The sequence below is a fragment of the Streptomyces sp. NPDC005374 genome (genome assembly GCF_042872225.1).
Taxonomy (GTDB): Bacteria; Actinomycetota; Actinomycetes; order Streptomycetales; family Streptomycetaceae; genus Streptomyces.
Genome location: NZ_JBIAKA010000022.1, coordinates 143,244 through 169,020, shown reverse-complemented (window position 1 = coordinate 169,020; position 25,777 = coordinate 143,244). Strand labels below are relative to the sequence as shown.

The following is a 25,777-nucleotide window of genomic DNA, read 5'->3' as shown; positions in this document are numbered from 1 at the left end:
TGGGGGCGGCGACCCGCGACGACCATCCCCTTGTTGAGTACGTGACAACAAGACAGGCGGCGGAATCCTGACTTCCGCCTTACCGAAGGGCGCTGCGGGCTTACTGATCAATGGCAGGCCGATGGGCCGCGAATGGTCTCGGCTTGACCATCTACACGCGTCACACACATCTCTCCGGGTGTGCTCAGCGGGGCCGGAGCCCGTCGAGCAGGTGACGGACGAGTTCCGCCACGGTGTCCATGGCCGCGTCGGGCGGGATGCTGCCATTGGCCGCGAACGAGGCGAGGCCCTGCAGGGCGGAGCCCACGACCAGCGTGAGGTGCTCGGGGTCGCCGTCGACCATCTCGCCCCGCTGCTGGGCGGCGGCGACGGCCCGCTCCAGGGAGCCGATGGTCCGGTCGAGTGCGGCGGCCATCTGCTCGGAGGTGTCGGGCTCGTGCTTGCGGGCGTACATCAGCTCCAGCAGGGCTGCGTTGTCGAGGGCGAAGCCGAGGTAGGCCTGCGCCAGGGCGGTCAGCCGGGGCCGGAGGGGGAGGGCCGGGTCGTCGGCGGCCTCCAGGACCTGGGCCATGCGGTCGTAGCCGGTCAGGGCGAGGGCGTCGAGCAGGGCCTGCTTGTCCTTGAAGTGCCGTCCCGGTGCGGCGTGGCTGACGCCGATGTCGCGGGCGAGTTCGCGCAGGGACAGTGCCCCGGTGCCCTTCTCCCGGAGGGTGTGCTCGGCGCTCGCGAGGAGGGCGGAGCGGAGGTCTCCGTGGTGGTACGGGCGGTTCCCGGGCTTCTCGGCCCTCTCGGATGTCACGGGCGGCACGGCGTCGTTCGTGGGCGGCATGACCTCATCGTATCCGGATGTTGTCGACGGCATCATTGTTGTCGTTGACATCATTGTTGTCGGCGTCTACATTCAGGGCATGGCTACTGACGCACAGCAGAAATGGAACGCGACCCACCTCCCCGACCTCACCGGCCGCACCGCGGTGATCACGGGGGCCAACAGCGGGATCGGCTTCACGGCCGCGGACGCGCTGGCCCGGGCCGGGGCGCATGTGGTGTTCGCCGTACGGGACGTCGAGCGGGGCGGCACCGCGGCGGCCCGGGTGCCCGGCAGCACGGAGGTGCGCCGCCTGGACCTGGCGGACCTGTCGTCCGTACGGGAGTTCGCGGCCGGCTGGGACCGCCCGCTGGACCTGCTGATCAACAACGCGGGCGTCATGATGATCCCGGAGCAGCGGACGCGGGACGGCTTCGAGATGCAGTTCGGCACGAACCACCTGGGCCACTTCGCGCTGACCAACCTGCTGTTGCCGTACCTCACGGACCGGGTCGTGACGGTGTCCTCGGGCGCACACCGCTGGGGCGACCAGCGGATCGACTTCGACGACCTGAACCGGACGTCGGGCTACGACCCGAGGGGCGTGTACGCCCAGTCCAAGCTGGCGAACCTGCTGTTCGTGCTGGAACTCCAGCGCCGGCTGGCGGAATCGGGCTCCCCGGTCCGCGCCCTGGCCGCCCACCCCGGGTACGCGGCGACCAACCTCCAGAGCCACGCGTCCAGTGCGGCGGCCCGGCTGTTCATGAAGTTCGGCAACAGGTTCCTGGCCCAGGACGACCGGGCGGGGGCGCTGCCCACGCTGTACGCGGCGACGCGGGACCTGCCGGGGGCGAGTTACGTGGGCCCGGACGGGCTCGGCGAGATGCGGGGAGCGCCGACCCTGGTGGGCCGGAGCGCGGCCGCGAGCGACCCGGCCGTCGCCCGGCGCCTGTGGACGGCGTCGGAGGAGCTCACGGGGACGCGTTTTCCCCAGGATGTGGGGGCGCGGGGCTGAGCTGGTCAGCGTGGAACGGGAGCGTGGCCGGACTTCTCCCAGAACGCGCGCAGGGCGCCTACGAGCGCCTCGGGCGCCTCCTCGGCGATGTGGTGCCCGGAGCCGACCGGACCGCCTTCCAGATGGCCGCCCGCCCAGTCGCGCCAGACGCCCAGGACATCGCCGTAGAGGTCGGTCATGTCGTCGCGGGTGGCCCACAGGATCTGGAGCGGGCAGCCGATGCGCCGGTCCGCCCGCCGGTCGGTGTCGTCGTGGTCCCGGTCGATGCCGAGCCCGGCCCGGTAGTCCTCGCACATGGCGTGCACGGTGGCCGGGTCGTGGATGGCGCGCCGGTAGTCCTCGTACGCCTCGGCGCCCATCTGCTCGGCGTCGGCCCGATACCAGGCGTCCGGGTCGGCGTTGATGACGCGTTCGGCGGGCTTGTCCGTCTGGCCGAGGAAGAACCAGTGCCACCAGCTCGCCGCGAAGCCGGCGTCGCAGCGCCGCAGGGCCTCCCCGATGGGGACGGCGTCCAGCACGCTGACGGCGGACACCGCTTCGGGGTGGTCCAGGGCGAGGCGGGTGGCCACGTAGGCGCCCCGGTCGTGCCCGACGACCGCGAACCGCTCGTGGCCGAGTCGGCGCATGACTGCGAGGCAGTCCCCGGCCATGACCCGTTTGGAGTACGGCCGGTGTTCCGGGTCGGTCGCGGGCTTGTCGGAGCGGCCGTAGCCGCGCAGGTCGGGGCAGACGACGGTGAAACCCGCCGCGGCCAGCGGCGGGGCGACGCGGTGCCAGGTGGCGTGTGTGCGGGGGTGGCCGTGCAGGAGCAGCACTGCGGGGCCGCTGCCACCGTGGCGTACGCGCAGCGTGGCCCCGTCGCCCTCGCATCGCGTCAGCTCGAAGCCGTCGAACACGTCGTGGCCTCCGTCGCTCGCCCGTCGGGGCCCGGGTGCCCCGGCGTGCTCCGTCCACACGGCCGTGGTCCGCTCGACGTGCCGTCCGGGGCTCCCTGAGAGCGGCCTCCGGGGCGCTTGACGCATTTCTCACCTTCGTGCGGAATGCTGCCTTCCGTGAAGTGCACGCCACGTATCGCTCTCCACGCCGCCGTCGTCCTGCTCACCCTAACCTCGGCCTCCGAGGCGGTCGCCGACGACGGAGCGGGGCCCTTCGGGGTGACGACGGTCGCCGCGGCCGGCTCGCAGAGCGCCCGGGTGGGCGCCCTGTTCGACGGCGGCCACCACTACTGCACCGCCTCCGTCGTCCGCAGCCCGCGCCGGAACCTCATCGTCACCGCCGCGCACTGTCTCGGCGGCAACCGCGACGACATCGTGTTCGTGCCCGGGTACCGGGACGGCAGGGCGCCCTACGGGAAGTGGAAGGTGGGCAAGCGGTACATGCCCGCGGGGTGGTCCCAGGGGTACGACGAGGACAGCGACGTCGCCTTCGCCACGGTCGAGGGTGCGGTCCAGGACGTCGTCGGCGGGAACCGGTTCGCCACGCGTACGGCGACCGGGGCCACCGCCGTCACCGTCACCGGGTATCCCTCCTCCCGCGAGGTGCCGATCAGCTGCACCAACAAGCCGACGGCTCACAGCAGTACCCAGCAGCGGATCGAGTGCCCCCGGTTCACGGGAGGCACCAGCGGCAGTCCCTGGGTGAACGGGGACGGGCGGGTCGTGGGGGTGCTGGGCGGGCACGAGCAGGGCGGGGCGACGGCCGACGTGTCGTACAGCGTGGTGCTCGGGGCGGAGGCCGCCGCGCTCTACCGGCGCGCGGTCTGCTGACCCCCGGGAGCACACCGCGTCCGCGTCGATCTTTGCGCCGACTCGTCCGAGTACCCCGGTTTCCTTCGGGGAAGCTCATAAACTGACGCGGGCGGACTCCCAGGGACCTAGGGGCGGTTGACGGTGCGTAAGGCGTGGCTCGTGGCGGGCGCCGCTCTCGGGGCGGGGCTCAGCTTCGTGATGCTGCTCGTCGTGGGCGTCTACGTCGTCGCCGGGAACCTCGCGAACGGGGTGGGCGGGGCGACGAAGGCGCTGGCCAAGGGGGCCGTTCCGGCCGCGTATCAGCCCCTCGTGCAGAAGTGGGGCAACCTCTGCCCCGCCATCAACCCGGCGCTGCTCGCCGCCCAGCTCTACCAGGAGAGCGGGTTCAACCCGAAGGCGCAGAGTGCCGCGGCGGCGCAGGGAATAGCGCAGTTCATCCCGGGGACCTGGGCCACGCACGGTGTCGACGGGGACGGGGACGGCGACAAGGACGTCTGGGATCCCAACGACGCGATTCCCTCGGCGGCTTCGTACGACTGCTCGCTCGCGTCCTATGTGAAGGACGTTCCGGGGAACATCACCGCGAACATGCTCGCCTCGTACAACGCGGGCGCCTACGCGGTCATCAAGTACGGGGGCGTGCCGCCGTACAAGGAAACCCAGAACTACGTGAAGACCATCACGACCCTGGAGGAGAGTTTCGCGGCGCCCACGACCCGCGTCGATCCCTCCGAGCAGGCCGCCGGGGCCATCTATTACGCGCAGAAGAAACTCGGGACGCCCTATCTGTGGGGTGGCACGGGTACCGCGGCACAGAATGGACGCTTCGACTGTTCGGGGCTGACGCAGGCCGCGTTCGACAGCGTGGGCGTCACACTTCCGCGCGTCGCGAACGACCAGTACAACGCGGGCCCGCATCCGGCCAGAAGTGAACTGTTGCCGGGGGACCTGGTGTTCTTCTCCACGGACCTCACCAATTCGCGCGCCATCCACCATGTGGGGATTTATGTGGGCGGCGGATACATGATCGACGCACCGAGAACGGGTGCTGTGATCCGGTTCGACCCGATCGACACTTCTGAGTACTTCGGCGCCACGCGAGTCACCGAAGATGGCGCGAAAGCATTGCCCACCACGGTGTGACCGAGCGTGAAACCCACCCCCTGAGCTGCGACGATGTATCTCTCTTCGATAACGTCTGCGTGATCATTCAGTGGAGTGTGGAACGTATTAACGGGAGCCGTGCGTTCCTGGGGGCGTAGCCGAGCGCACATGGGTACGCCGGGAAAGACGACGAAGGGGCCGCAGCACCATGGCTGTTCTCGCCGAATCCGGGTCGAACCCCGACGTCGACCTGCTCTACGACATCAACGGCCTGGCCAAGGACGCCCCGCACTGGTTCGACCGGGTCATGGAGTACGTCGGGGAGTACGGGATCCTGCTGGGCATGGCCCTGCTCGTCGTGTGGTGCTGGTGGTCCGTGCGGCGGCGTGGTGGTGAGGACGCGGTCTCTTCCCTGGCCGCGCTGGTGTGGGCGCCGTTGGCCGCCGCTGTCGCCGTGCTCGTCAACGTGCCCATAAGGGGGTTCGTCGAGCGGCCCCGGCCGTTCCGGACCCATGAGGGCATCGAGGTCCTGGTCTCCGGGAAGACCGACTACTCCTTTGTGAGCGACCACGCGACGATCACGATGGCGCTGGCGGTCGGGTTGTTCGTCGCGTCCCGGAAGTTCGGGCTGTTCGGTATCGCTCTCGCGCTGCTCGAAGGGTTCTGCCGGGTCTACATGGGTGTGCACTACCCGACGGACGTCATCGGCGGGTTCGCGCTCGGTACGGCTGTGGCTCTGTTGCTGTCGCCGGTTGCGATGGCTCTCCTCACGCCCGTGCTGAAGGCGGTCGAGCGGTCCTCGAAGGGGGCGTGGCTCGTTCGCGCGCGCGGGGTCGGGCGGGCCTCGGTGATTCCCGGGGCCCGGCAGGAGGCCGCGGCTTCCGAGAGGGATCTTGCCGCTTAGTGCCGGGTGCGGCGCCGTGGGGCCCAAAAGCAGCTACAGCGACTGTGGGTACGTGAAGAACCCCTGCGGGTCGTACTGCTTCTTCACCTTGGCCAGTTTCGTCGCCGCGTCGCCGTAGTACGCCGTGCGCCAGTTCTTCAGCGTCGGGTCCGTGTAGTTCTGGTAGGCCGCGCCCGAGGCGTACGGCTTCATCGCGCTGTGGGCTTCCGTCAGCCAGGACTGGGCCGTCGTGCCCGTCGTTCCCGCCTTCCAGGACGCGATGTACTGGGCCAGCATGCGGGAGCGGCGGTGGACGAAGGCCGTGGCCGTCGGGGAGACGCGGTTGACCGCTCCGCCGAGGGCCGTGAGGGCGATGCTGCCCGAGCCGCCCCGGGCCGAGGCGATCTGCCTCAGGAGGGTCTGGATGCCGGCCGCCGGGATCGAGCGGTCGAAGAAGTCCGAGTGGGCCGCGTAGGTCTCGCGCCCCAGGGCGCCCTGGGGGGAGCGGCCGGGGGTGGAGCCGGGCAGGTGGCACTTGGCGTCCGTGGAGAAGGACGAGCAGCCCGCGTACGCCTCCATCGCGCTCTCGTAGGAGTGCCGCCGCAGTGTGACGCTGCGGGCCGGTGAGCCGATCCTGTCGGCCAGGCGGTCGAGGGCGTTCTGGAGCTCGCCGTAGGTGCCCATGGAGAACGCCGCGACCGCCACGGAGGGCGTGCCGCCGTTCTCCAGATGGCAGGAGGACCAGATCTCGTCGGGCTGGCCGGGGCCCCACTCCTGCCATGCCCGCACCACCGCGGCGGCCTTCGACCACGGCCAGGTCGCGTACGCGGTGACGCCCTGCGGGGCCGGGTGGGTCCTGAAGTGGAGTTCGGTCACCACGCCGAAGTTGCCGTTGCCCGCGCCGCGCAGGGCCCAGAAGAGGTCCTTGTCGGTGGAGGCGTCGGCGGTCACTTCCTTGCCGTCGGCGGTGATGAGCGTCGCCCGGGTGAGGCTGTCGCAGGTCAGGCCGTAGGCCCGGGAGGCGACGCCGTGGCCGCCGCCGAGGGTGAGGCCGGAGACGCCGACGGTCGGGCAGGAGCCCGCCGGGATCGTCACGCCCTTGGCGGTGAGGGCCCGGTAGACGTCGATCAGCTTGGCGCCGGCGCCGACCACGGCGGTGCCGCCCGAGGCGCGGACGCGGTTCAGCTCGGAGACATCGACGATCAGCCGGTTGTTTCCCGAGGACCAGCCGGCGTAGGAGTGGCCGCCGTTGCGGATCGCGACCCGGATGCCGTGGGCGCGGGCGTAGGCGAGCGTGGTGCGGATGTCGTCGGTGTTCGCCACGTACGCGACCGCTGCGGGCTTCAGCGAGTCGAAGCGGGTGTTGTAGAGCTTGCGGGCCGTGGACCAGTCGGCGTCGCCGGGGCGGACCAGCGTGCCGTCCAGGCCGTGGGCCAGAGCGGTCCAGCTCGCCGAGGTCGCCGAGGTCGCCGAGGTCGCGGGCGTGCGGGAGGATGAGGTCAGAGCCCTGCCGAGGGTGCTCTGCGCGGCGCCCGGACTTCCCCCGCCGTCGCACGCGGCCGTGGCCACCGCCGCGATCGCGGTCGCGGCGCTCCCGATGAACGTACGCCGTTGCATGTGTCCGTGCCTTTCGTCCGGCCTCGTCGGCTCCTGTGGAACGAGACGGGGCTGCGGGAGCGCGGGTTCCCTCGCGGGTTCCGGAATCACACTGTGCCCTCGACGTGAGCGTTCCGTGACCTCACCGCACCTTCTGCAGGGGTTCACCCTCCGTTCACTTCCAGCCATAGGCGCCTTCACCTGATCTGCCTAATTTCGGCCTTACGCGATGCGTGGTGTGCCTCGAATGCGCATCCGTATCACCCAGACTTCGCGCACGCCGCCGGATTCAGGACGGCGGCCCCCGGAAGGAACTCAAGTGAAGCTTCAGCGCAAGAACCGGCGAGCCCTCGCCTTCGGTGCTCTCGCCGTCTCCGGCGCCCTGGCCCTCACGGCGTGCGGCTCCGACGACACGAGCGACAGCAGCGGCAGCAGCGCGTCCTCGACGGCCAACGCCAGCAGCATCAAGTGTGACGACGCCAAGGGTCAGCTGCTCGCCGACGGCTCCTCCGCGCAGAAGAACGCGATCGACGCCTGGGTCAAGCAGTTCACGCAGGCCTGCGGCGTGCAGATCAACTACAAGGGCAGTGGCTCCGGCGCCGGTGTGACCGCGTTCAACAACGGCCAGGTCGCCTTCGCCGGTTCCGACTCCGCGCTGAAGCCGGAAGAGGTCACCGCCTCCAAGAAGATCTGCTCCGGCGGCCAGGGCATCGACCTCCCGATGGTCGGCGGCCCGATCGCCCTCGGCATCAACATCTCCGGCGTCGACAAGCTCACGCTGGACGCGCCGACGATCGCCAAGATCTTCGACGCCAAGATCACGAACTGGAACGACAAGGCCATCAAGGCCCTGAACCCGGGCGTGAGCCTGCCGAACCTGAAGATCCAGGCGTTCCACCGCTCGGACGACTCCGGTACGACGGACAACTTCACCAAGTACCTGATCGCCACCACCAAGGCCAACTGGCCCTACGAGGGCGGCAAGACCTGGCAGGCCAAGGGCGGCCAGTCCGCCGCGCAGTCCTCCGGTGTGGCCCAGCAGGTCAAGCAGACCAACGGCGCCATCGGCTACTTCGAGCTCTCCTACGCCAAGGACGGCATCACGCCGGTCAGCATCAACACGGGCGCCTCCGCCCCGGTCGAGCCGACCACCGAGAACGCCTCCAAGGCGATCGCGGACGCCAAGGTCATCGGCACCGGCTCGGACCTCGCGCTCCAGCTGAACTACGCCACCAAGGCCGACGGTGCCTACCCGATGGTCCTGGTCACGTACGAGATCGTCTGCGACAAGGGCAACAAGGCCGACACCCTGGCCGCGACCAAGTCGTTCCTGCGCTACACCGCCTCCGAGGACGGCCAGAAGGTCCTCGCGGACAACGACTACGCGCCGATCCCGGCCGACATCATCGCCAAGGTTCGCACCACCGTCGAGAGCCTGAGCTGATTTGAGTGTGCGGTCCGGCCGGGGCCCGCTTCGAAGGGACCCCGGCCGGACCGCACCGTCCGGTGCACCGCCGCCAGGAGCCGTACGTCACGTGTGGCTCCGCAGACCGGAGAACCCGATGGAAACCACACAGATAACAGACGCACCTCCCCCCGCACCGCAACCCACCGAGGCCGAGCAGAAGCGCGCGGCCCGTGGCGCCACCCGACCCGGTGACCGGATCTTCCTCGGTCTCTCCCGCGGGTCGGGCATCCTGCTGCTGGTGATCATGGCCGCGATCGCGGGCTTCCTCACCTACCGCGCCTCGATCGCGATCAGCAAGGACGACGCCAACTTCTTCACCGCGTTCGAGTGGACCACGCAGATCGACCCGCCGAAGTTCGGCATCGCGGTCCTCGTCTTCGGCACGATCGTCTCCTCGATCGTCGCCATGGCCATCGCGGTCCCGATCGCCGTCGCCATCGCGCTGTTCCTCACGCACTACGCCCCGCGCAAGCTGCGCGGCCCGATCGCGTACGTGATCGACCTGCTGGCCGCCGTACCGTCCATCGTGTACGGCCTCTGGGGCGCCCTGATCCTCGTCCCGCACATGAACGGCCTCTACGGCTGGCTCAACGACTACCTCGGCTGGACCGGCATCTTCTCCTGGCAGGGCGGTGCGCCCCGCTCGATGCTCACCGTCGGCATCCTGCTCGCGATCATGATCCTGCCGATCATCACCAACGTGAGCCGCGAGGTCTTCCGTCAGGTCCCGCAGATGCACGAGGAGGCGGCCCTGGCGCTCGGCGCCACCCGCTGGGAGGTGATCCGCATGGCGGTCATCCCCTTCGGCCGCTCCGGCGTGATCTCCGCCTCCATGCTCGGCCTCGGCCGTGCGCTCGGCGAGACGATGGCCGTGGCCACCGTGCTCTCGCCGACCTTCGACATCCAGGCCAGCCTGCTCGACCCGGGCGGCGGCACCTTCGCCCAGAACATCGCCAGCAAGTTCGGTGAGGCCAGCGAGACCGGCCGGGACGCGCTGATCGCCTCCGGTCTGGTCCTGTTCGTCATCACCCTGCTGGTCAACGGCGCGGCGCGCATGATCATCGCCCGCCGCAAGGAGTACTCGGGGGCCAACGCATGAGCACCGCAATCGCCGAGAAGCGCCCCAGCACCCTGCGCGGCGCGAGCCTGCCCAAGTGGGCCCCCTACGCCATCGCCGCCGGCTCCGTCGCCCTGGGCCTCGGCATCAGCGCGGCCGCCGGCCTGGACAGCAGCATCCAGTGGGCCCTGATGGCCGCGGTCCTGTTCGTCCTCGGGACGTACGGCATCGCCGCCCGCGTGGAGGGCCGCCGTCAGGCCAAGGACCGGGTCGCGACCTCGCTGGTCTGGGTCGCCTTCCTGCTCGCCGTCATCCCGCTGGTCTCCCTGGTGTGGTCGACCGTCTCGCGGGGTGTGAAGGTCCTCGACTTCTACTTCCTGACCCACTCCATGGGCCTGGTCGCCGACTCCGAGCCGGGCGGCGGTATCTACCACGCCATCCTCGGCAGCATGGAGCAGGTCGGCCTCGCCACGGTGATCGCGGCGCCGATCGGTGTACTCACCGCCGTCTACCTGGTGGAGTACGGGCGCGGCGCGCTCTCCAAGGCCGTCACCTTCTTCGTCGACGTCATGACGGGCATCCCGTCGATCGTCGCGGGCCTGTTCATCCTCAGCATCATGCTGATGTTCGACATGGAGCCCTTCGGCTTCGCCGGCTCGATGGCCCTCGCGATCCTGATGATGCCGGTCGTGGTCCGCTCCACGGAGGAGATGCTCAAGCTCGTCCCGAACGAGCTGCGCGAGGCGTCCCTGGCGCTCGGCATCCCGAAGTGGCGCACCATCCTGAAGGTGGTCCTGCCCACCTCGATCGGCGGCATCACGACCGGCGTCATGCTGGCGATCGCCCGTATCGCGGGTGAGACCGCGCCGGTGCTGCTCCTGGTCTGGGGCAACTCGCTCATCAACGCCAACCCCTTCGAGGGTGCGCAGCAGTCGCTTCCGCTGTACATCTATCAGCAGTACGCGAACAGCGCGGGCGCCGGTGCGGCGTACGACCGTGCGTGGGCGGCGTCACTGACGCTGATCGCCTTCGTGATGATCCTGAACCTGGTGGCTCGCGGCATCGCCCGCTGGAAGGCCCCGAAGACCGGTCGCTGACGCGGCCATACAGCGACCGAAGATCTGGAAGTGAAGTAGTCATGGCCAAGCGAATCGACGTAAGTGGGCTCACCGCCTACTACGGCTCCCACAAGGCGATCGAAGACATCTCGATGACGGTCGAGCCGCGCTCGGTGACGGCCTTCATCGGCCCCTCCGGCTGCGGCAAGTCGACGTTCCTGCGCACGCTCAACCGGATGCACGAGGTCACCTCGGGCGGCCGGGTCGAGGGCAAGGTGCTCCTCGACGACGAGGACCTGTACGGCCAGGGCATCGACCCGGTGTCCGTGCGCCGCGAGGTGGGCATGGTCTTCCAGCGCCCGAACCCGTTCCCCACCATGTCGATCTTCGACAACGTGGCGGCGGGCCTGCGCCTGAACGGCTCGTACAAGAAGTCCGAGCTCGCGGACGTCGTCGAGAAGTCCCTCAAGGGCGCGAACCTCTGGAACGAGGTCAAGGACCGTCTGAACAAGCCGGGTTCCGGTCTCTCCGGTGGTCAGCAGCAGCGTCTGTGCATCGCCCGCGCGATCGCGGTCGAGCCGAAGGTCCTCCTTATGGACGAGCCCTGCTCGGCCCTGGACCCGATCTCCACCCTCGCCATCGAGGACCTGATCGGTGAGCTGAAGGAGCGCTTCACGATCGTCATCGTGACGCACAACATGCAGCAGGCGGCGCGGGTCTCGGACCGGACGGCCTTCTTCAACCTGGCCGCGGTGGGCCAGCCCGGCCGGCTGATCGAGATCGACGAGACGGAGCGGATCTTCTCCAACCCGTCGGTCCAGGCCACCGAGGACTACATCTCCGGCCGCTTCGGCTGAGCCGACGCCGCCGGCCAAGACCCCTCGCGGTGCTGCATGGCGGTGCCACCGCGAGGACACAGAGGGCCCGCCCCCGGATTCCGGGGGCGGGCCCGTTGTCATGTGCGGGCGGACGGTCCCGCGGTCGCATCGGCGCCGGACAGGTTCTTCAAGAGTTCTTCATCATCCCCTTCCTACGATCGGCCTGCCCGCCGCGGTCGCGTCCGGGTCCGAGGGAGTGGGGGAACACCGATGAGGGCGAATCGGATACGGTCGGCCGTCGTGGCTCTGGCCGCGGCCTTCGCGCTGGCCGGGTGCGGCGGCGGTGGCGGTGACGGCGGGTCGGAGGTGCCGACGGCCGAGGACGGCACGGTCAGGGCGTCCGGTACGGCGAGTGCGCGGACGAGCGGCGACGACGTGAGCGCGTACGTCGAGGCGCAGCGCGCCTATGTGAAGTGCCTGCGGGACAACGGCATCGACGCGCCGGACCCGGACGCCAGGGGGAACGTCGACTTCGGGGGCGGCGGCAAGCTGCTCGCCCTGAAGAAGAACCCGAAGTTCAGGACGGCGACCGAGAAGTGCGCCGAGTTCCAGGTCGCCGTGCCCGAGAGCGTCGAGAACGGCAACCAGCCGAGCCTGTCCGCCGAACAGGTCGAAGTGAAGCGCGAGTACGCCGCGTGCATGCAGAAGAACGGCGCCGCCGACTTCCCCGACCCCGGCTCCGACGGGCTCGGACAGGGCGAGTGGGACCAGACCTCCGCCTCCGCGAAGCGGGCCATCCGGATCTGCGGGCCGATCGTCGGGGTCCCGGCCGACGCGAGCCCGGGCAAGGGCTGACCATGACGGAGACGGTGCCGCGGATCGACGACGACTCCGGTACGGCGCCCACGCCACCGGGCGTACGGCGCCGGCGTACGGTCCTGATCGTCTCGGCCGTGGCCCTGGTGGCCGCGGTCGCCGTGGTCGGTGCGCTGGGGCTCGGGGGCGGCGGGGACGAGGAGCCGGACGCGCCGTCCCGGAGCGGCTCACTCGTCCCGGTCACCCGGACCACCCTGACCGAACGCACCGCTGTGGACGGCCGGTTGGGCTACGGCACGGAGATACCGCTGCCGGTCAAGGCGACGGGGACCGTGACCTGGCTCCCCGACACCGGGACGTCGGCCGGGCGCGGGGACGTGCTGCTGCGCGTGGACGACCGGCCGGTGGTGCTGCTGTACGGGAGCCTGCCCATGTACCGGGACCTGGGGCTGGGATCCGGCGCCCCGCAGGAACCGCCGACGGAGCAGGAGCCGCCGACGGAGCAGGGGACGGGCGGCGGCACCGAGGGCGGGAAGGCCGACCCGAGCGCCGGTCCGTCGGCCACGGCAACCGCCGCTCCGACGGAGCTCACCGGTATGGACGTCCTCCAGTTCGAGACCAACCTGGCCGCCCTCGGCTACTCCGGCTTCACCGTGGACGAGACGTTCACCGACGCCACCGCGTCGGCGGTGAAGCGCTGGCAGAAGGCGCTTGGTGAGCCCCGGACCGGCACGGTCGGCATCGGGGACGTCATCTACTCCGCCGGCCGGGTGCGTATCGGCCACCCGGGCGTCCGGCTGGGCGGGTCCGTCGGCGAGAACACCCTGTCGTACACCGGCTCGACCCGGAGGGTCGTCGTCGACGCCTCGGCCGCGGACGCGAGTTGGGCCGTGCGAGGCACGGCCGTGACGGTACGGCTGCCGGACGGTACGGCGGTGCGGGGCGAGGTGGCCTCGGTCGGCAAGGAGGCGACCGCGCCCGAGGGGGAGGCCGGTGAGGGCGCGGCGACCGTGCCGGTGACCGTCACGATGAAGGACCAGAAGAACCTGGGGCGGCTGGAGAGCGGACCCGTCACCGTCGAACACGTGGGACGGGAGGCCGAGCAGGTGCTGACGGTTCCGGTGGCCGCACTGGTCGCGCTCGCGGAGGGCGGCCACGGTCTGGAGACCGCGGACGGCACCTTCGTCGCCGTGAGGACCGGGCTCTTCGCGGACGGCAGGGTGCAGGTGAGCGGCTCCGCGGTCCGTGCGGGCCTGAAGGTGAGGATCCCGGAGTGAGCGGCGGATCTGCGACGGTGGTGGAGTTCGACACCGTCTCCAAGACGTATCCGGGCGGGGTGGCGGCGCTGAGCGAGGTCAGTCTGCGCATCGGGCGCGGGGAACTGGTCGGCGTGGTGGGCCCGTCGGGCTCGGGCAAGTCCAGCCTGCTCCACCTCATGGGGAGCCTGGACCGTCCGTCGGCGGGGCGCGTCCTGATCGACGGGCACGACGTGGCGCTGCTGTCCGACCGCGAGGTCTCCGCACTGCGGGCCACCCGGATCGGCTTCGTCTTCCAGCAGTTCCATCTGGCGGTCGGCGTCCCGGTACTGGACTCGGTCGCGGACGGCCTCCTCTACGCGGGCGTCCCCATCCGGCGCAGGCGCGCGCAGGCCGCCGCCGCGCTGACCCGGGTGGGTCTCAGCCACCGGGTACGGCATCTGCCGCACCAGCTCTCCGGCGGGGAGCGGCAGCGGGTCGCCGTCGCCCGTGCCGTGGTCGGCGGACCGTCGGTGCTGCTGGCGGACGAGCCGACCGGCAATCTCGACTCCGCCTCCGGAGCGGCCGTACTGGAACTGCTGCGGGACCTGCATGCCGCCGGCACCACCGTCGTGATCATCACGCACGACCGTGAGATCGCCGCCGGGCTGCCCCGTCGGCTGGAGATGCGCGACGGCAGGCTGATCTCGGACACGGCCCCCCGGACGACTGCCAGGGCCACGCGGTGAGCGGCGTCGTGTCCGAGACCCCCGGCGGCCGGTCCCCGCTGCGTGCCGCGCGGCTGCGGCCCGCCGATGTGGTCCGGCTCGGCGGCACCGGGCTGCGGACCCGGCCCCTGCGCGTCTTCCTCTCCGCCCTCGGCATCGCGATCGGCGTCGCCGCGATGATCGCGGTGGTCGGCATCTCGGGCTCCGGGCAGGCCGAGGTGGACCAGCGGCTGGACGCCCTCGGCACCAATCTGCTGCGGGTGGCGCCCGGCGAGTCCCTGACCGGCGACGAGGCCGAACTGCCCGTGGAGGCCGTGCCGATGATCCGCCGTGTCCCACCGGTCGAGGAGGTCGCGGCGACCGGTGCGACCGACGCCGGCGTCTACCGCAACGAACGCATCGCGGTGGGCCACACCGGTTCCCTGGAGGTCCTCGCGGCCGGCCCCGAACTGCTGCCCGCCGTCGGCGGTGAGATCCGCAGGGGCCGCTGGCTGGACTCGGCCACCGAGGACTACCCGGCCGTCGTCCTCGGCGCCACGGCCGCCCGCCGGCTCGACGTGTACGCCCCCGGAGTCCGGGTGTGGATCGGGGGCCGGTGGTTCTCGCTGGTCGGCGTCCTCGACCCGGTGCCGCTGGCGCCGGAACTGGACAGCGCCGCCCTGGTCGGCTGGCCGGCCGCGCGGACATACCTGGGCTTCGACGGACATCCGTCCACCGTCTACGTCCGGGCCGAGGACAGCCAGGTCGCGGCGGTGCGCGGGGTACTGGCGGCCACGGCGTACCCCGAGAAACCGGGCGAGGTACGGGTGTCACGGCCCTCGGACGCGCTCGCCGCCCGCGAGGCCACCGAGTCGGCACTGACCGGGCTGCTGCTGGGCCTCGGCGGTGTCGCCCTGCTCGTCGGCGGCGTCGGAGTGGGCAACACCATGGTGATCTCGGTGCTGGAGCGCCGCCCGGAGATCGGTCTGCGCCGGGCACTCGGGGCGACCAGCGGCCAGATCAGGACCCAGTTCGTGACCGAGTCGCTGCTGCTGTCACTCGTCGGGGGTCTCGGCGGAACCGTGCTCGGCACGCTGATCACCTCGGGATACGCCGTCAGCCGGGGCTGGCCGACGGTGGTGCCGGTGTGGGCGAGCGCGGCGGGGATCGGCTCGACGCTGCTCATCGGGGTGCTCGCCGGGCTGTATCCGGCGGTCCGGGCCAGCAGACTGTCGCCGACGGTGGCGCTGGCGGGGACGTGACGTGGAAAGGGACGGTCCCCGGAGTATGTGCGATGCCGAAATGGCCGCATGACGACCGCACGATGACCGCATTCGGACAGAGCGAGATGAAAAGGGAAAGATGAGCTTCCGGCTCCGGATTCTCGGCCTGCTCATGCTGGTCGCGCTGACGGCAACCGCCGCCACCGCGTGGCTGACCCTCCGTCAGGCGAACCGTCAGATCGAGGAGTCCGTCACCGCGGGCCGCCAGGAGACGTCCCGGATCACCGGTGAACTGCGCGACTACGGCTACGCCCACGGCACCTGGGACGGCCTCTCCCCGACCGTGGCCGAGCTCGCGAAGGACACCGGCCAGCGCCTCCGGGTCGCCACCGAGACCGACGTACTGCTCGCCGACTCCGACGCCCTCGCCGGCCGCACCCCCCGCGCGCCGAGCAGCCGGCCCGCGGTCCTTGTCGACCCCCGCCCCGTTCTGACGGTCCCGGTGGACGGGGTACGGCTGACGTCGCTGAAGCGGACGGTCACGGCGATCGCCGACTACCGTGCCGCGACAGCTCACGCGGCCTGTCTGACCCGGGCCGGCGCCCGGGTGACGGCCCGCCCGGACGCCGTGGGCGTGCCCCGGATCAGCACCGACCGCCAGGTCCGGCAGTGCCCTCGGCCCGAGCAGGGCACCGACCCGAGCACGGGACGGGACTACGAGGCGGTCCGTGCCTGCGAGGCGGAACAGCGGTTCGGCGCCTGTCTGCAACGGGTCTTCAACGAGCGGGTGGCATCCAGTGCCCCGCCCCGGCTGGAGGTCCGCCTCGGCGTACGGGACGAGTCCCCGCCGACCCTGGCCGCCGCACCCACCGCCCTGGTCGCCGCGGGCGTCGCGCTCTCGGTCATCCTCGGCGCCCTGCTGCTGAACCGGGCGGTCCTGCGCCCCGTCCGCGCCATGACGCTCGCGGCGAAGGACCTCGGCGAGGGCGACCTCGGGCGCCGGGTCCCCGTGTCCGGACGGGACGAGATCGCCCAACTCGGCGGCGCCTTCAACCACATGGCCGACTCCCTCCAGGCCGGCGAGGAGCGCCAGCGCCGTCTCACCGGGGACATCGCGCACGAACTGCGCACCCCGCTGGCCAATCTGCGCGGATACCTCGAGGCCCTGCTGGACCAGGTTCTGGAGCCGACCCCCGAGGTGCTCGCCTCGCTGCACGAGGAGGCGCTGCTCCAGCAGCGGATCGTGGACGACCTGCAGGATCTCGCCCTGGCGGAGGCCGGCGCGCTCACCTACCACCCCGCCGAGGTCGACCTGCGCGAGCTGCTGGACACCTGCCGTACGGCCCACCAGACCCAGGCGGAGACGGCGGGTGTCGCGCTCCGGCTCCAGGCGCCGGGGCCGGTGACCGTGACCGCGGACCCGGACCGGCTGCGCCAGGCCGTGGGCAACCTGCTCGGCAACGCGCTGCGGGCCACCGCGGCGGGCGGCACCGTGACCCTGACGGTGGCCCCGCGCGGCGAACTGGCCGTGGTGGAGGTGCGGGACACCGGCGGCGGGATAGCGGCCGAGGACCTGCCGCACCTCTTCGACCGCTTCTGGCGGGCGGACCCGTCCCGGGGCCGGGCGACCGGCGGAAGCGGCCTGGGGCTGTCCATCGCCCGGCAGATCGTCACCGACCACCGCGGGACGATCGAGGTGCGCAGCACGACCGGCGTCGGTACGACGTTCACGATCGCCCTGCCCGTGACGGCGGGGGCCGACGGCGGTTCAGGGACGCGCTGAGTCCACGGCGTCCGCGAGGCGGTACCCCCGGCCATACACCGTCTCCAGCAGCCGGGGCCGCGCCGGGTCCGCCTCCAGCTTGCGGCGCAGGTTCATCACATGGGCGTCCACGGTCCGCTCCAGCACGTCCCGGTCGTAGCCGAAGACCCGCTCGATGATCTGCCTGCGGGTGAAGACGCGTCCCGGTTCCCGGGCCAGGGCCTCCAGGATGGAGAACTCCTTCGCGGTCAGCGTCACCGGCTGCCCCGCCACCCGTACCTCGAAGCGCGCGGTGTCCAGCTCCATCTCGCCGACCCGCAGCACGGCGGACTCCGGTGCCCCGCCGGACTTCCCCGACCGGCGCAGCAGCGCCCGCACCCGGGCGGTCAGCTCGCGGGGGCTGTACGGCTTGGTGAGGTAGTCGTCGGCGCCGAGGTCGAGCCCGAGGAGCATGTCCTCCTCGGTGGTGCGGGCGGTGAGCAGCAGGATCGGGACGTCCGACTCGGTGCGCAGGATGCGGCACACGTCGAGTCCGTCGACCAGCGGCAGCATGACGTCGAGCACGATGAGGTCCGGCTTCGACGAACGGGCCCGGTCGAGTGCGGCGCGGCCGTCGGCCACGACCTGGACCGCGTTGCCCTCCCGCTCCAGATAGATCCGGATGAGGCGGGACTGCTTCTCGTCGTCCTCGGCCACCAGAATCCGTGCGCTCATCGTTCTCCCCCCAGTGAAGTCCGGCGCCCGGCTAGAGGAACAGCAGGTTCACGAGCCCGTAGGAGCAGGCGGCCACGATCGCCGCCGCGGGCATCGTGATGAACCAGCCCAGGACGATGTTCTTGGCGACGCCCCAGCGGACCGCGTTCACGCGCTTGGTGGCGCCGACGCCCATGATGGCGGAGGTGATGACGTGCGTCGTCGAGACCGGCGCCTTGAACAGGTACGCGGTGGTGAACATGATCGCCGCACCCGTCGTCTCCGCGGCGAAACCCTGCGGGGGATCCAGCTCGATGATCTTCCGGCCCAGTGTGCGCATGATGCGCCAGCCGCCCGCGTACGTGCCCAGCGACAGCATCACCGCGCAGGCGATCTTCACCCAGACCGGGATCGGGTCGCCGTATGTCTGGTGGCCGGAGATCACCAGGGCCATCACCACGATGCCCATCGTCTTCTGGGCGTCCTGCAGACCGTGGCCGAGCGCCATGCCGGCCGCGGACACCGTCTGCGCGATGCGGAAGCCGCGCTTGGCCTTGTGCGGGTTGGCCCGGCGGAAGATCCACATGATGGCCGTCATCACCAGGTAGCCGACGATCAGACCGACGAACGGCGACACGAACATCGGGATGACGACCTTCTCGACCACCCCGTGCCAGATCACCTCGCTGCCGCCCGCCAGCGCCGCGCCGACCAGGCCGCCGAAGAGCGCGTGGGAGGACGAGGAGGGCAGGCCGAAGTACCAGGTGACCAGGTTCCAGACGATCGCGCCCACGAGCGCCGCGAAGAGGATGCCCATCCCCTTCGAGCCGTGCGGGGTCTCGATCAGCCCCTCGCTGACCGTCTTGGCGACCTCGTTGCCGAGGAACGCGCCCGCCAGGTTCATCACCGCGGCCATCGCCAGCGCCGCACGCGGCGTCAGTGCGCGTGTCGACACCGAGGTCGCGATCGCGTTCGCGGAGTCGTGGAAGCCGTTGGTGTACGTGAAGAAGAGCGCGACCAGGATGGTCACGACCAGAGCGAAGGTGTCCATAAAGGGGCTCAGGACTCCTTGACGGCGATGGTCTCCACCGTGTTCGCCACGTGCTCGAACGCGTCCGCGGCCTCTTCCAGGACGTCCACGATCTGCTTGAGCTTGAGCACCTCGATGGCCTCGTACTTGCCGTTGAAGAGCATGGCGAGCAGCTTGCGGTGGATCTGGTCCGCCTGGTTCTCCAGCCGGTTGACCTCGATCCAGTACTCGGTGAGGTTGTCCATGGTCCGCAGGTTCGGCATGGCCTCGGCCGTCAGCTCGGCCGCCCGCGCCAGCACCTCGATCTGCTGCTCGACGCCCTTGGGGAGTTCTTCGACGTTGTAGAGGACGACCAGGTCGACGGCCTCCTCCATGAAGTCCATGATGTCGTCGAGGGAGGACGCCAGGTTGTAGATGTCCTCGCGGTCGAACGGCGTGATGAACGAGGAGTTCAGCTGGTGGAAGATCGCGTGAGTGGCATCGTCACCGGCGTGTTCAGCGGCCCGCATACGCTCTGCGATCTCGGCCCGGCCGGCGGTGTCCGCCCCGAGCAGTTCCATCAGGAGCTTGGAGCCCGTGACGATGTTGTCCGCGGAGGCGGCGAACATGTCGTAGAAGCTCGTCTCCCTGGGAGTCAGACGAAAGCGCACAAGGGGTCCTCGGGGTGCATCGGTTTCGGTCAGGGTGATGCTAAGTGCATCATCCGGCCACGGCTAATGGGCCGTCCCCCAGTGTCGCCCATCAGGCAGAGTGATCCGTACGGGGGAGTACCAAGGGCCCTATACCCAGCAAAGTTCGGTACGATATACCCGGTAGGGGTATTGATCTGGAGGATGCGATGACGACGACCGAGGCCGGCGCCACGGCGCCCTCCGGGACGGTGGCCGAAAACACCACCCACGGCTACCACAAGCAGAAGGACGAACACCTCAAGCGCCTGCGCCGGATCGAGGGGCAGATCCGGGGCCTGCAGCGGATGGTCGACGAGGACGTCTACTGCATCGACATACTCACGCAGGTGTCCGCCTCCACCAAGGCCCTGCAGTCCTTCGCCCTGCAGCTCCTGGAGGAACACCTGCGGCACTGCGTCGCGGACGCCGCCGTCAAGGGCGGCGCCGAGATCGACGCGAAGGTCGAGGAGGCCACCAAGGCGATCGGCCGGCTGCTGCGGACGTGATCCGGCCTTCTTCACGACGGGACGTGCGCCCCCGGCTCATTCGCCGGGGGCGCCCGCACGTTCTTCGGCCACTTTCAGCACCTCGTCGATGCTCGCCAGGCTGAGCCGGTCGTCCGCGGCCGACGCCGCGATGATCAGCTCTCCGCACAGTTCGATCTCGGCGAGGGCCACGTGGTCCTGAACCGCCGTACCGCCGACCGGAGCCACGCGCATCACCTCTTCTCTGCCGGTACCGGCTTCCTAGAGTAGGGAGCGGCCCACACACCGCGCATGGCACGGACGGGCTAGTTCTTGACGCCCGTCACGGCTGCTCACCCCTCGGCGATCTCGCCGTCGTAGATGTCCCGGCCGGCCGGCAGCCGTACGTCGGCGGTGATCCCGAAGTCGTACAGCAGCGTCGTCGAGGCGACCGCGACCGTGCCCCTGTGCTGCCCGGTGAGGAAGCTGAACCGGTGCCGGATCTTGCGGATGCGGCCCTGGTCGTCGAGGTAGACGTCGAAGGGCACCGCGGACGTGGCGAACCCCTTCGCCGCCGCTGCCAGGACGCCCCTGTTCGCGCCGGAGGCTCCCCTCGCGGCGGCGGCCAGGTCCGCGGTGCCCCGGTAGTGCCGCACCTCAGTTCCGGCGAGCTCGGTCGCCCCGACGTACGTCGCCGTCCGCGTCCCGCGCAGCACATCGGCGGCGGCGAGCGGATCGGTGGCCCCGCCGGTGACGAGGTTGCCGTCGGAGAGGGTCGCGGTGTCCACCCGCACCCACTTGTCGGCGGGCACACCGGCACCCCGGTTCTTCATGAACAGGGCGCCCGGGGCGAGGAGTTCGGTGATCGGCCGGTGCTCGCTGGCGCCGGCCGGGTCCAGCGGCAGCATCACCCGCAGCCGGCCCAGCCGGCCGCGGTAGTCGTAGACGCCCTCGCCGCGGATGGTGACCCGGGTTCCGCCGGTGGCCATCTCCATCGACGTACGGGCCTTCGAAGTGCCCGCGTCCACCAGGGTGTCGGCGGCCCGGCGCAGGGTCCCGACCGGGTCGGCCGCGGGCGGCCCGTCCAGGGTGGCGCCGCCGCCCGAGCATCCGGTGGCGCAGGCACCGGCCGCGAGCACCGCCGTGACCAGCGCCGCACCGGCCCGCCTGTGCTGCCGCTTCGCCATCGCCGCCCACCCCCTGCCGGGAAGTCCGCCACGGACCCCCTGTCGTTGCCGTTAACGACGGGTGGGCGGGGGCCGTCACGCGCCGGCCGGCACCGCTGCGGGAGGCGGCCGATTGGCACGGCACCCGGGGTGGGTAACGTTGTCAGTGTGGCGCAGCAGGACAGGATCCCCCCACCTCCTCCCGACCGACCGGCCCACCACACGCAGATGGTCGAACAGGGCCGTTTCTGTCTGGCCCGGTGCACCTGCGGCTGGCGCGGTCCGGCGCGCAGAGCCCGCAGCCTGGCACGGGCGGACGCGGCGGGGCACGCACAGGGCTGACAGGTCCGCCGGGGGTCAAGTGCGTTCGAAGACCCGCACCAGGAGCTCGTCGACCAGGGTCCTGTCCCGGGGCTGGGTCAGACGGCTCCTGGCCTCCGCCGGCGGGAGCCACAGGATGCGGTCGACCTCGTCGTTCGGGGTGAAGCCGCCCGTGCCGGCCTCGGCCGCCCAGTAACGGACCTCCTTGGGACGGCCGTTGGCGAAGTACTTCACCATGGACAGCGGGGCGCCGGGCGCGGCCAGGTACCCCGTCTCCTCCTCGACCTCGCGCAGCGCACCGGCGAGGGCGGCCTCACCACGCTTCAGCTTGCCTTTCGGATGCGACCAGTCGTCGTACCTCGGCCTGTGGACCAGGCAGATCTCCAGGGCGCCGTCGGCCGGGGAGTGGCGCCACAGGACGCAGCCCGCTGCCTGGACGGGGGGTTCTTGGGCGTTGGTCACTGGGGTCGCTGCCTCCTTCAGGTGGTGACCGCCTGTTTCTGCCAGCACTGCTGGAACGAGAAGCGGGCGGCCTCCACCTCGTGGCGCTGGTCGGCGTGCAGGACACCGAGGGCGTAGGCGGTCGCCGGGGCGATACGGGGGGTGCGGGCCGCCGAGGCCGCCGCCGCCGACGCCTCCGAGGCGTCCCGGTGACGGTCCAGGCACAGGCCCGCGGTGTGGATCCGTCCGTCCACCGGCGGGTTGGCGCCGGTCAGGGCCTCGCGCGCGTAGCGGTGCAGGCGCAGCAGGAGGCGGACCTGGTGCCAGGGGGCGTCCTGGGGGTGGGGGGAGGGGTCCGGGGACAGGCCGTGGATGAGGGCCTCGGCGTTGTAGGGGTGGCCCGCGGTGACAAGGGGGAGGGCGGTCACGGCGTCCTCCAGGCGTTCCTGGGCGGCGGTGGCGAGCGGGCGGAGGTCGGTGGCGGGGGCCGTTCTCGTCAGCGGGACCTCGCTGGCGAGTACGGCGATGTGGTCGGCGACCGCGTGGAAGCGGCTGGACCCCAGGGCCTGCAGGGCGGTCGAGTGGGCCCGGGTGCGGGCCAGGGTCAGCTGGCGGTCCAGCAGGGCGCCCGCCTTGGCCGCGCCCACGGTGAGGTTGCCGCGGTCCGGGGCGGGCGCGGGGTGGGCCGCCCCGTTGGTCATGACTGCGGTCGGCTGTGTCGGGAACACCGCCCCCGACAGCCTGTGCAGCGCCAGCAACAGCCGCTCCAGGCGGGACTCGTAGGCGTGCTCCATGCCCAAGGTCCCGGACAGCCAGGCCAGTTCGGGGCGCAGTGACTCCGACCAGTCGGCGTCCAGGAGGGGGCGGAAGGTGTGGAGGCTGGCGCTGATGCGGCGGACCGAGCGGCGCAGGGCCCGGGCCGCGTCGACGGGGCCCTCCTGGGCCTGGGCCGGGGCTCCGCCTTCGCGGTGCTGGCGCAGGGCCCGGAGGAACTCCGTGGCCTGGGACCGCAGGTAACCCGCGAGGGCGTCCCCGGTTACCGGTCCGGCCAGCGGATCCGTCGGTTCAAGGTGTTGCTGTGCCACGCCGGCGCCTCCGGGCGTCTATGAGCATCTCCTGGACGTTGCGCAGGGGTTGGCCGTCCGCGTCCATGGCGTGCCGGATCCACTCACCGTCCGGGCCGAGGTGCCAGGACGCGGTGGTGTCGGACATGCCGGTCTCCAGCAGCCGGTTGAGGGACGCCCGGTGGGCCGGGTCCGTCACCCGCACCAGCGCCTCGATACGGCGGTCGAGGTTGCGGTGCATCATGTCGGCGCTGCCGAACCACACCTCGGGCTCGCCGCCGTTGCCGAAGGTGAACACCCGGGAGTGTTCGAGGAACCGGCCGAGGATCGAGCGGACCCGGATGTTCTCGGACATGCCGGTGACGCCCGGGCGGATCGCGCAGATGCCGCGCACCCAGACGTCGACCGGCACGCCCGCCTGGGACGCGCGGTAGAGCGAGTCGATGAGCGCCTCGTCCACCAGCGAGTTGACCTTGATGCGGATGAAGGCCGGACGCCCTGCGCGGTGGTGCTGGACTTCCTTGTTCACGCGTGAAATGAGGCCGTCGCGAAGGGACTTGGGCGCCACTAGGAGGCGTCGGTAGGTCTCGCGGCGGGAGTAGCCGGACAGCCGGTTGAAGAGGTCGGAGAGGTCCGCGCCCACCTGCGGGTCGGCGGTGAGCAGGCCGAGGTCCTCGTAGAGCCGGGCCGTCTTCGGGTGGTAGTTGCCGGTGCCGACGTGGCTGTACCGCCGTAGCGTGTCGCCTTCCTGACGGACCACCAGGGACAGCTTGCAGTGGGTCTTCAGGCCGACGAGGCCGTAGACGACATGGCAGCCCGCCTCCTCCAGTTTGCGCGCCCACTTGATGTTGGCGTGCTCGTCGAAGCGGGCCTTGATCTCGACCAGGACGAGGACCTGTTTGCCGGCCTCGGCGGCGTCGATGAGGGCGTCGACGATGGGGGAGTCGCCCGACGTGCGGTACAGCGTCTGCTTGATGGCCAGGACGTCGTCGTCCTCGGCCGCCTGCTGGAGGAAGGCCTGCACCGAGGTCGAGAAGGAGTCGTAGGGGTGGTGCAGCAGGACGTCCCGGGCGCGCAGGGCGGCGAAGATGTCCGGTGAGGATGCCGACTCGACCTCGGCCAGGTCGCGGTGGACGCCGGCGACGAACTTGCGGTACTTGAGTTCGGGGCGGTCCAGGCCGGCGATGCGGAAGAGGCCGGTGAGGTCCAGGGGGCCGGGGAGCGGGTAGACCTCGGCCTCGGAGATCTTCAGCTCGCGTACGAGGAGGTCCAGCACCTCGCGGTCGATGGACTCCTCGACCTCCAGGCGCACCGGCGGGCCGAAGCGGCGCCGCATGAGTTCGCGCTCCAGGGCCTGGAGGAGGTTCTCGGCGTCGTCCTCCTCGACCTCCAGGTCCTCGTTGCGGGTGACCCGGAAGGTGTGGTGCTCCAGGACCTCCATGCCCGGGAACAGTTCCTCCAGGTGGGCGCCGATGACGTCCTCGATGGGGACGTAGCGGCCGGGGGAGGACTCCAGGAAGCGGGACAGCAGCGGCGGGACCTTGACGCGGGCGAAGTGGCGCTTGCCGTTGACCGGGTTGCGCACGATCACGGCCAGGTTCAGGGAGAGGCCCGAGATGTATGGGAAGGGGTGTGCCGGGTCGACCGCGAGGGGGGTCAGGACCGGGAAGATCTGGTGCCGGAACAGGGTGAAGAGGCGGGCCTGTTCCTTCTCCTGGAGTTCGTTCCAGCGGACCAGGTGGATGCCGTCCTCCGCGAGCGCGGGGGCGACGTCCTCGTGGTAGCAGGCGGCGTGCCGGGCCATCAGCTCGCGGGAGCGGGCCCAGATCATCTCCAGTACCTCGCGCGGCTGGAGGCCGGAGGCGGAGCGGGTGGCTACGCCGGTGGCTATGCGGCGCTTCAGGCCTGCGACCCGGACCATGAAGAACTCGTCCAGGTTGCTGGCGAAGATCGCGAGGAAGTTCGCGCGCTCCAGGAGGGGGGTGTTCGGGTCCTCGGCGAGTTCCAGGACGCGTTCGTTGAACGCGAGCCAGCTGCGTTCCCGGTCGAGGAAACGACCCTGCGGGAGCTGGGCGGCGCCGTCGACCGGGATCTCCTCGTACGCGTCGAGATCGGCGTCGAGGTCGGGTTCGAGATCGGAGACGGTGGCCGAGACGGTGTGCGGGCGGTGTGCGGCTATGGAGCCCACGGAGGGCTGTACGTGCTGGACCTCTGCCTGGGTGTTCGACTGGCTCATGGACCCATTCTTCCGCGCCAGGAGCGAAACGGGCGCGTCGGACAGTGCGAGTGGGAGCACGGGGGTGACCGGGGCGTCCCCGCTCCCCGCGGACCCCTCGGGGGGCGGCGAAGGCTCTGGCACGGCGGGCTTCATCCACTGAGCCTCGCAAGGCTGTCTGAACCAGTGGTTACGGCGACATGGCGTGCGGGATATCGGGGGGCGGCTCCCGGGCGTTGTTGTTCGGGTGCGGGTTCGGTGGGGGCGGGGGTTTTTTGCGCAGTTCCCCGCGCCCCTGAGGTGGGTGGGTTGGGCGGGGACGGGGGGGGGGGGGGGGGGGGGGGGGGGGGGGGGGGGGGGGGGGGGGGGGGGGGGGGTGGGGGGCGGCCGCCCCCCGCGCGGGGGCGCCCCCCC

General features: G+C 71.0%; 25 protein-coding genes. 14 read left to right on the top strand and 11 right to left on the bottom strand.

From position 1 onward, the window contains the following. Nucleotides 1–184 precede the first annotated feature (184 nt). The gene (locus tag ACFYRX_RS40905) at nucleotides 185–829 is read right to left on the bottom strand and encodes a TetR/AcrR family transcriptional regulator (protein WP_389111727.1); all 645 of its coding nucleotides are present in this window, start codon (nucleotides 827–829) and stop codon (nucleotides 185–187) included. Nucleotides 830–908: 79 nt separating this feature from the next. Here ACFYRX_RS40905 and ACFYRX_RS40900 point away from each other — a divergent pair, with 79 nt between their 5' ends. Continuing rightward, on the top strand, nucleotides 909–1,823 hold the full coding sequence (locus ACFYRX_RS40900) for an oxidoreductase (RefSeq protein ID WP_389111725.1): 915 nt from the start codon (nucleotides 909–911) through the stop codon (nucleotides 1,821–1,823). 5 nt (nucleotides 1,824–1,828) lie between these two features. On the opposite strand, the gene ACFYRX_RS40895 is transcribed toward ACFYRX_RS40900, so the two are convergent. Beyond that, complete coding sequence (locus tag ACFYRX_RS40895) at nucleotides 1,829–2,719, bottom strand: alpha/beta fold hydrolase (protein WP_389111723.1); 891 nt, start codon at nucleotides 2,717–2,719, stop codon at nucleotides 1,829–1,831. Between the two features lie 144 nt (nucleotides 2,720–2,863). Between ACFYRX_RS40895 and ACFYRX_RS40890 the strand changes: the two genes are divergently transcribed. From ACFYRX_RS40890 to ACFYRX_RS40880, 3 genes are all read left to right on the top strand, one after another. Further along, nucleotides 2,864–3,589 (top strand): trypsin-like serine peptidase, encoded by a 726-nt coding sequence (locus ACFYRX_RS40890; RefSeq protein WP_389111722.1) that lies wholly within the window; start codon nucleotides 2,864–2,866, stop codon nucleotides 3,587–3,589. 117 nt (nucleotides 3,590–3,706) lie between these two features. After that, nucleotides 3,707–4,714, top strand: a complete 1,008-nt coding sequence (locus ACFYRX_RS40885) for an NlpC/P60 family protein (RefSeq protein WP_389111720.1) — start codon at nucleotides 3,707–3,709, stop codon at nucleotides 4,712–4,714. A 169-nt stretch (nucleotides 4,715–4,883) separates the two neighbouring features. Continuing rightward, a complete protein-coding gene (locus tag ACFYRX_RS40880; RefSeq protein ID WP_389111718.1) occupies nucleotides 4,884–5,579 on the top strand; it encodes a phosphatase PAP2 family protein in 696 nt (231 codons plus the stop codon). Nucleotides 5,580–5,612: 33 nt separating this feature from the next. On the opposite strand, the gene ACFYRX_RS40875 is transcribed toward ACFYRX_RS40880, so the two are convergent. Continuing rightward, nucleotides 5,613–7,175 (bottom strand): FAD-binding oxidoreductase, encoded by a 1,563-nt coding sequence (locus ACFYRX_RS40875; protein WP_389111714.1) that lies wholly within the window; start codon nucleotides 7,173–7,175, stop codon nucleotides 5,613–5,615. A gap of 298 nt (nucleotides 7,176–7,473) precedes the next feature. Here ACFYRX_RS40875 and pstS point away from each other — a divergent pair, with 298 nt between their 5' ends. The 9 genes from pstS (at nucleotide 7,474) to ACFYRX_RS40830 (ending at nucleotide 17,319) form a co-directional block, all read left to right on the top strand. Beyond that, complete coding sequence (gene pstS, locus ACFYRX_RS40870) at nucleotides 7,474–8,598, top strand: phosphate ABC transporter substrate-binding protein PstS (RefSeq protein ID WP_389111712.1); 1,125 nt, start codon at nucleotides 7,474–7,476, stop codon at nucleotides 8,596–8,598. A gap of 118 nt (nucleotides 8,599–8,716) precedes the next feature. Then, nucleotides 8,717–9,721 (top strand): phosphate ABC transporter permease subunit PstC, encoded by a 1,005-nt coding sequence (gene pstC, locus ACFYRX_RS40865; RefSeq protein ID WP_389111710.1) that lies wholly within the window; start codon nucleotides 8,717–8,719, stop codon nucleotides 9,719–9,721. After that, nucleotides 9,718–10,776, top strand: coding sequence for a phosphate ABC transporter permease PstA (gene pstA / locus ACFYRX_RS40860; RefSeq protein ID WP_389111708.1), 1,059 nt, complete (start codon nucleotides 9,718–9,720; stop codon nucleotides 10,774–10,776). Before pstC ends, pstA begins: the two co-directional genes overlap by 4 nt. A gap of 41 nt (nucleotides 10,777–10,817) precedes the next feature. Beyond that, on the top strand, nucleotides 10,818–11,594 hold the full coding sequence (gene pstB / locus ACFYRX_RS40855; RefSeq protein ID WP_389111706.1) for a phosphate ABC transporter ATP-binding protein PstB: 777 nt from the start codon (nucleotides 10,818–10,820) through the stop codon (nucleotides 11,592–11,594). 261 nt (nucleotides 11,595–11,855) lie between these two features. After that, on the top strand, nucleotides 11,856–12,410 hold the full coding sequence (locus tag ACFYRX_RS40850) for a hypothetical protein (RefSeq protein ID WP_389111704.1): 555 nt from the start codon (nucleotides 11,856–11,858) through the stop codon (nucleotides 12,408–12,410). Between the two features lie 2 nt (nucleotides 12,411–12,412). Further along, nucleotides 12,413–13,648 (top strand): peptidoglycan-binding protein, encoded by a 1,236-nt coding sequence (locus ACFYRX_RS40845; protein ID WP_389111703.1) that lies wholly within the window; start codon nucleotides 12,413–12,415, stop codon nucleotides 13,646–13,648. Then, complete coding sequence (locus ACFYRX_RS40840; protein WP_389111701.1) at nucleotides 13,645–14,355, top strand: ABC transporter ATP-binding protein; 711 nt, start codon at nucleotides 13,645–13,647, stop codon at nucleotides 14,353–14,355. Before ACFYRX_RS40845 ends, ACFYRX_RS40840 begins: the two co-directional genes overlap by 4 nt. Before the next feature lie 8 nt (nucleotides 14,356–14,363). Beyond that, a complete protein-coding gene (locus tag ACFYRX_RS40835; protein ID WP_389111700.1) occupies nucleotides 14,364–15,575 on the top strand; it encodes an ABC transporter permease in 1,212 nt (403 codons plus the stop codon). A 100-nt stretch (nucleotides 15,576–15,675) separates the two neighbouring features. Next, nucleotides 15,676–17,319 (top strand): sensor histidine kinase, encoded by a 1,644-nt coding sequence (locus tag ACFYRX_RS40830; protein ID WP_389111699.1) that lies wholly within the window; start codon nucleotides 15,676–15,678, stop codon nucleotides 17,317–17,319. Here ACFYRX_RS40830 and ACFYRX_RS40825 read toward each other — a convergent pair. From ACFYRX_RS40825 to ACFYRX_RS40815, 3 genes are read right to left on the bottom strand one after another with little or no spacing between them, the layout of a single operon-like run. Continuing rightward, on the bottom strand, nucleotides 17,305–18,012 hold the full coding sequence (locus ACFYRX_RS40825) for a response regulator transcription factor (RefSeq protein WP_389111697.1): 708 nt from the start codon (nucleotides 18,010–18,012) through the stop codon (nucleotides 17,305–17,307). The two genes, ACFYRX_RS40830 and ACFYRX_RS40825, sit on opposite strands and share 15 nt — an antisense overlap. Nucleotides 18,013–18,043: 31 nt before the next feature. Further along, nucleotides 18,044–19,042 carry an anion permease gene (locus ACFYRX_RS40820; protein ID WP_389111696.1) on the bottom strand — a complete coding sequence of 333 codons (999 nt, stop codon included), beginning with the start codon at nucleotides 19,040–19,042 and terminating at the stop codon, nucleotides 18,044–18,046. An 8-nt stretch (nucleotides 19,043–19,050) separates the two neighbouring features. Further along, nucleotides 19,051–19,671, bottom strand: a complete 621-nt coding sequence (locus ACFYRX_RS40815) for a DUF47 domain-containing protein (RefSeq protein WP_030043659.1) — start codon at nucleotides 19,669–19,671, stop codon at nucleotides 19,051–19,053. A 188-nt stretch (nucleotides 19,672–19,859) separates the two neighbouring features. On the opposite strand from ACFYRX_RS40815, the gene ACFYRX_RS40810 reads away from it, so the two are divergent. Continuing rightward, nucleotides 19,860–20,198: a metal-sensitive transcriptional regulator gene (locus ACFYRX_RS40810; protein WP_389111695.1), complete on the top strand. Its 339-nt coding sequence runs from the start codon at nucleotides 19,860–19,862 to the stop codon at nucleotides 20,196–20,198. A gap of 36 nt (nucleotides 20,199–20,234) precedes the next feature. Here the strand turns inward: ACFYRX_RS40810 and ACFYRX_RS40805 are convergent, their stop codons facing one another. The 5 genes from ACFYRX_RS40805 to ACFYRX_RS40785 all read right to left on the bottom strand — a co-directional run bounded on the left by ACFYRX_RS40805 (nucleotide 20,235) and on the right by ACFYRX_RS40785 (nucleotide 25,519). Beyond that, nucleotides 20,235–20,411, bottom strand: coding sequence for a hypothetical protein (locus tag ACFYRX_RS40805; protein WP_355744565.1), 177 nt, complete (start codon nucleotides 20,409–20,411; stop codon nucleotides 20,235–20,237). A 98-nt stretch (nucleotides 20,412–20,509) separates the two neighbouring features. Next, nucleotides 20,510–21,343 carry a hypothetical protein gene (locus ACFYRX_RS40800; RefSeq protein WP_389111693.1) on the bottom strand — a complete coding sequence of 278 codons (834 nt, stop codon included), beginning with the start codon at nucleotides 21,341–21,343 and terminating at the stop codon, nucleotides 20,510–20,512. A 336-nt stretch (nucleotides 21,344–21,679) separates the two neighbouring features. After that, nucleotides 21,680–22,105 carry an NUDIX hydrolase gene (locus ACFYRX_RS40795; RefSeq protein WP_389111692.1) on the bottom strand — a complete coding sequence of 142 codons (426 nt, stop codon included), beginning with the start codon at nucleotides 22,103–22,105 and terminating at the stop codon, nucleotides 21,680–21,682. Between the two features lie 17 nt (nucleotides 22,106–22,122). After that, nucleotides 22,123–23,169, bottom strand: coding sequence for a CHAD domain-containing protein (locus ACFYRX_RS40790; RefSeq protein WP_389111691.1), 1,047 nt, complete (start codon nucleotides 23,167–23,169; stop codon nucleotides 22,123–22,125). After that, nucleotides 23,150–25,519, bottom strand: a complete 2,370-nt coding sequence (locus ACFYRX_RS40785) for an RNA degradosome polyphosphate kinase (protein ID WP_389111690.1) — start codon at nucleotides 25,517–25,519, stop codon at nucleotides 23,150–23,152. Before ACFYRX_RS40785 ends, ACFYRX_RS40790 begins: the two co-directional genes overlap by 20 nt. Between the last annotated feature and the right edge of the window lie 258 nt (nucleotides 25,520–25,777).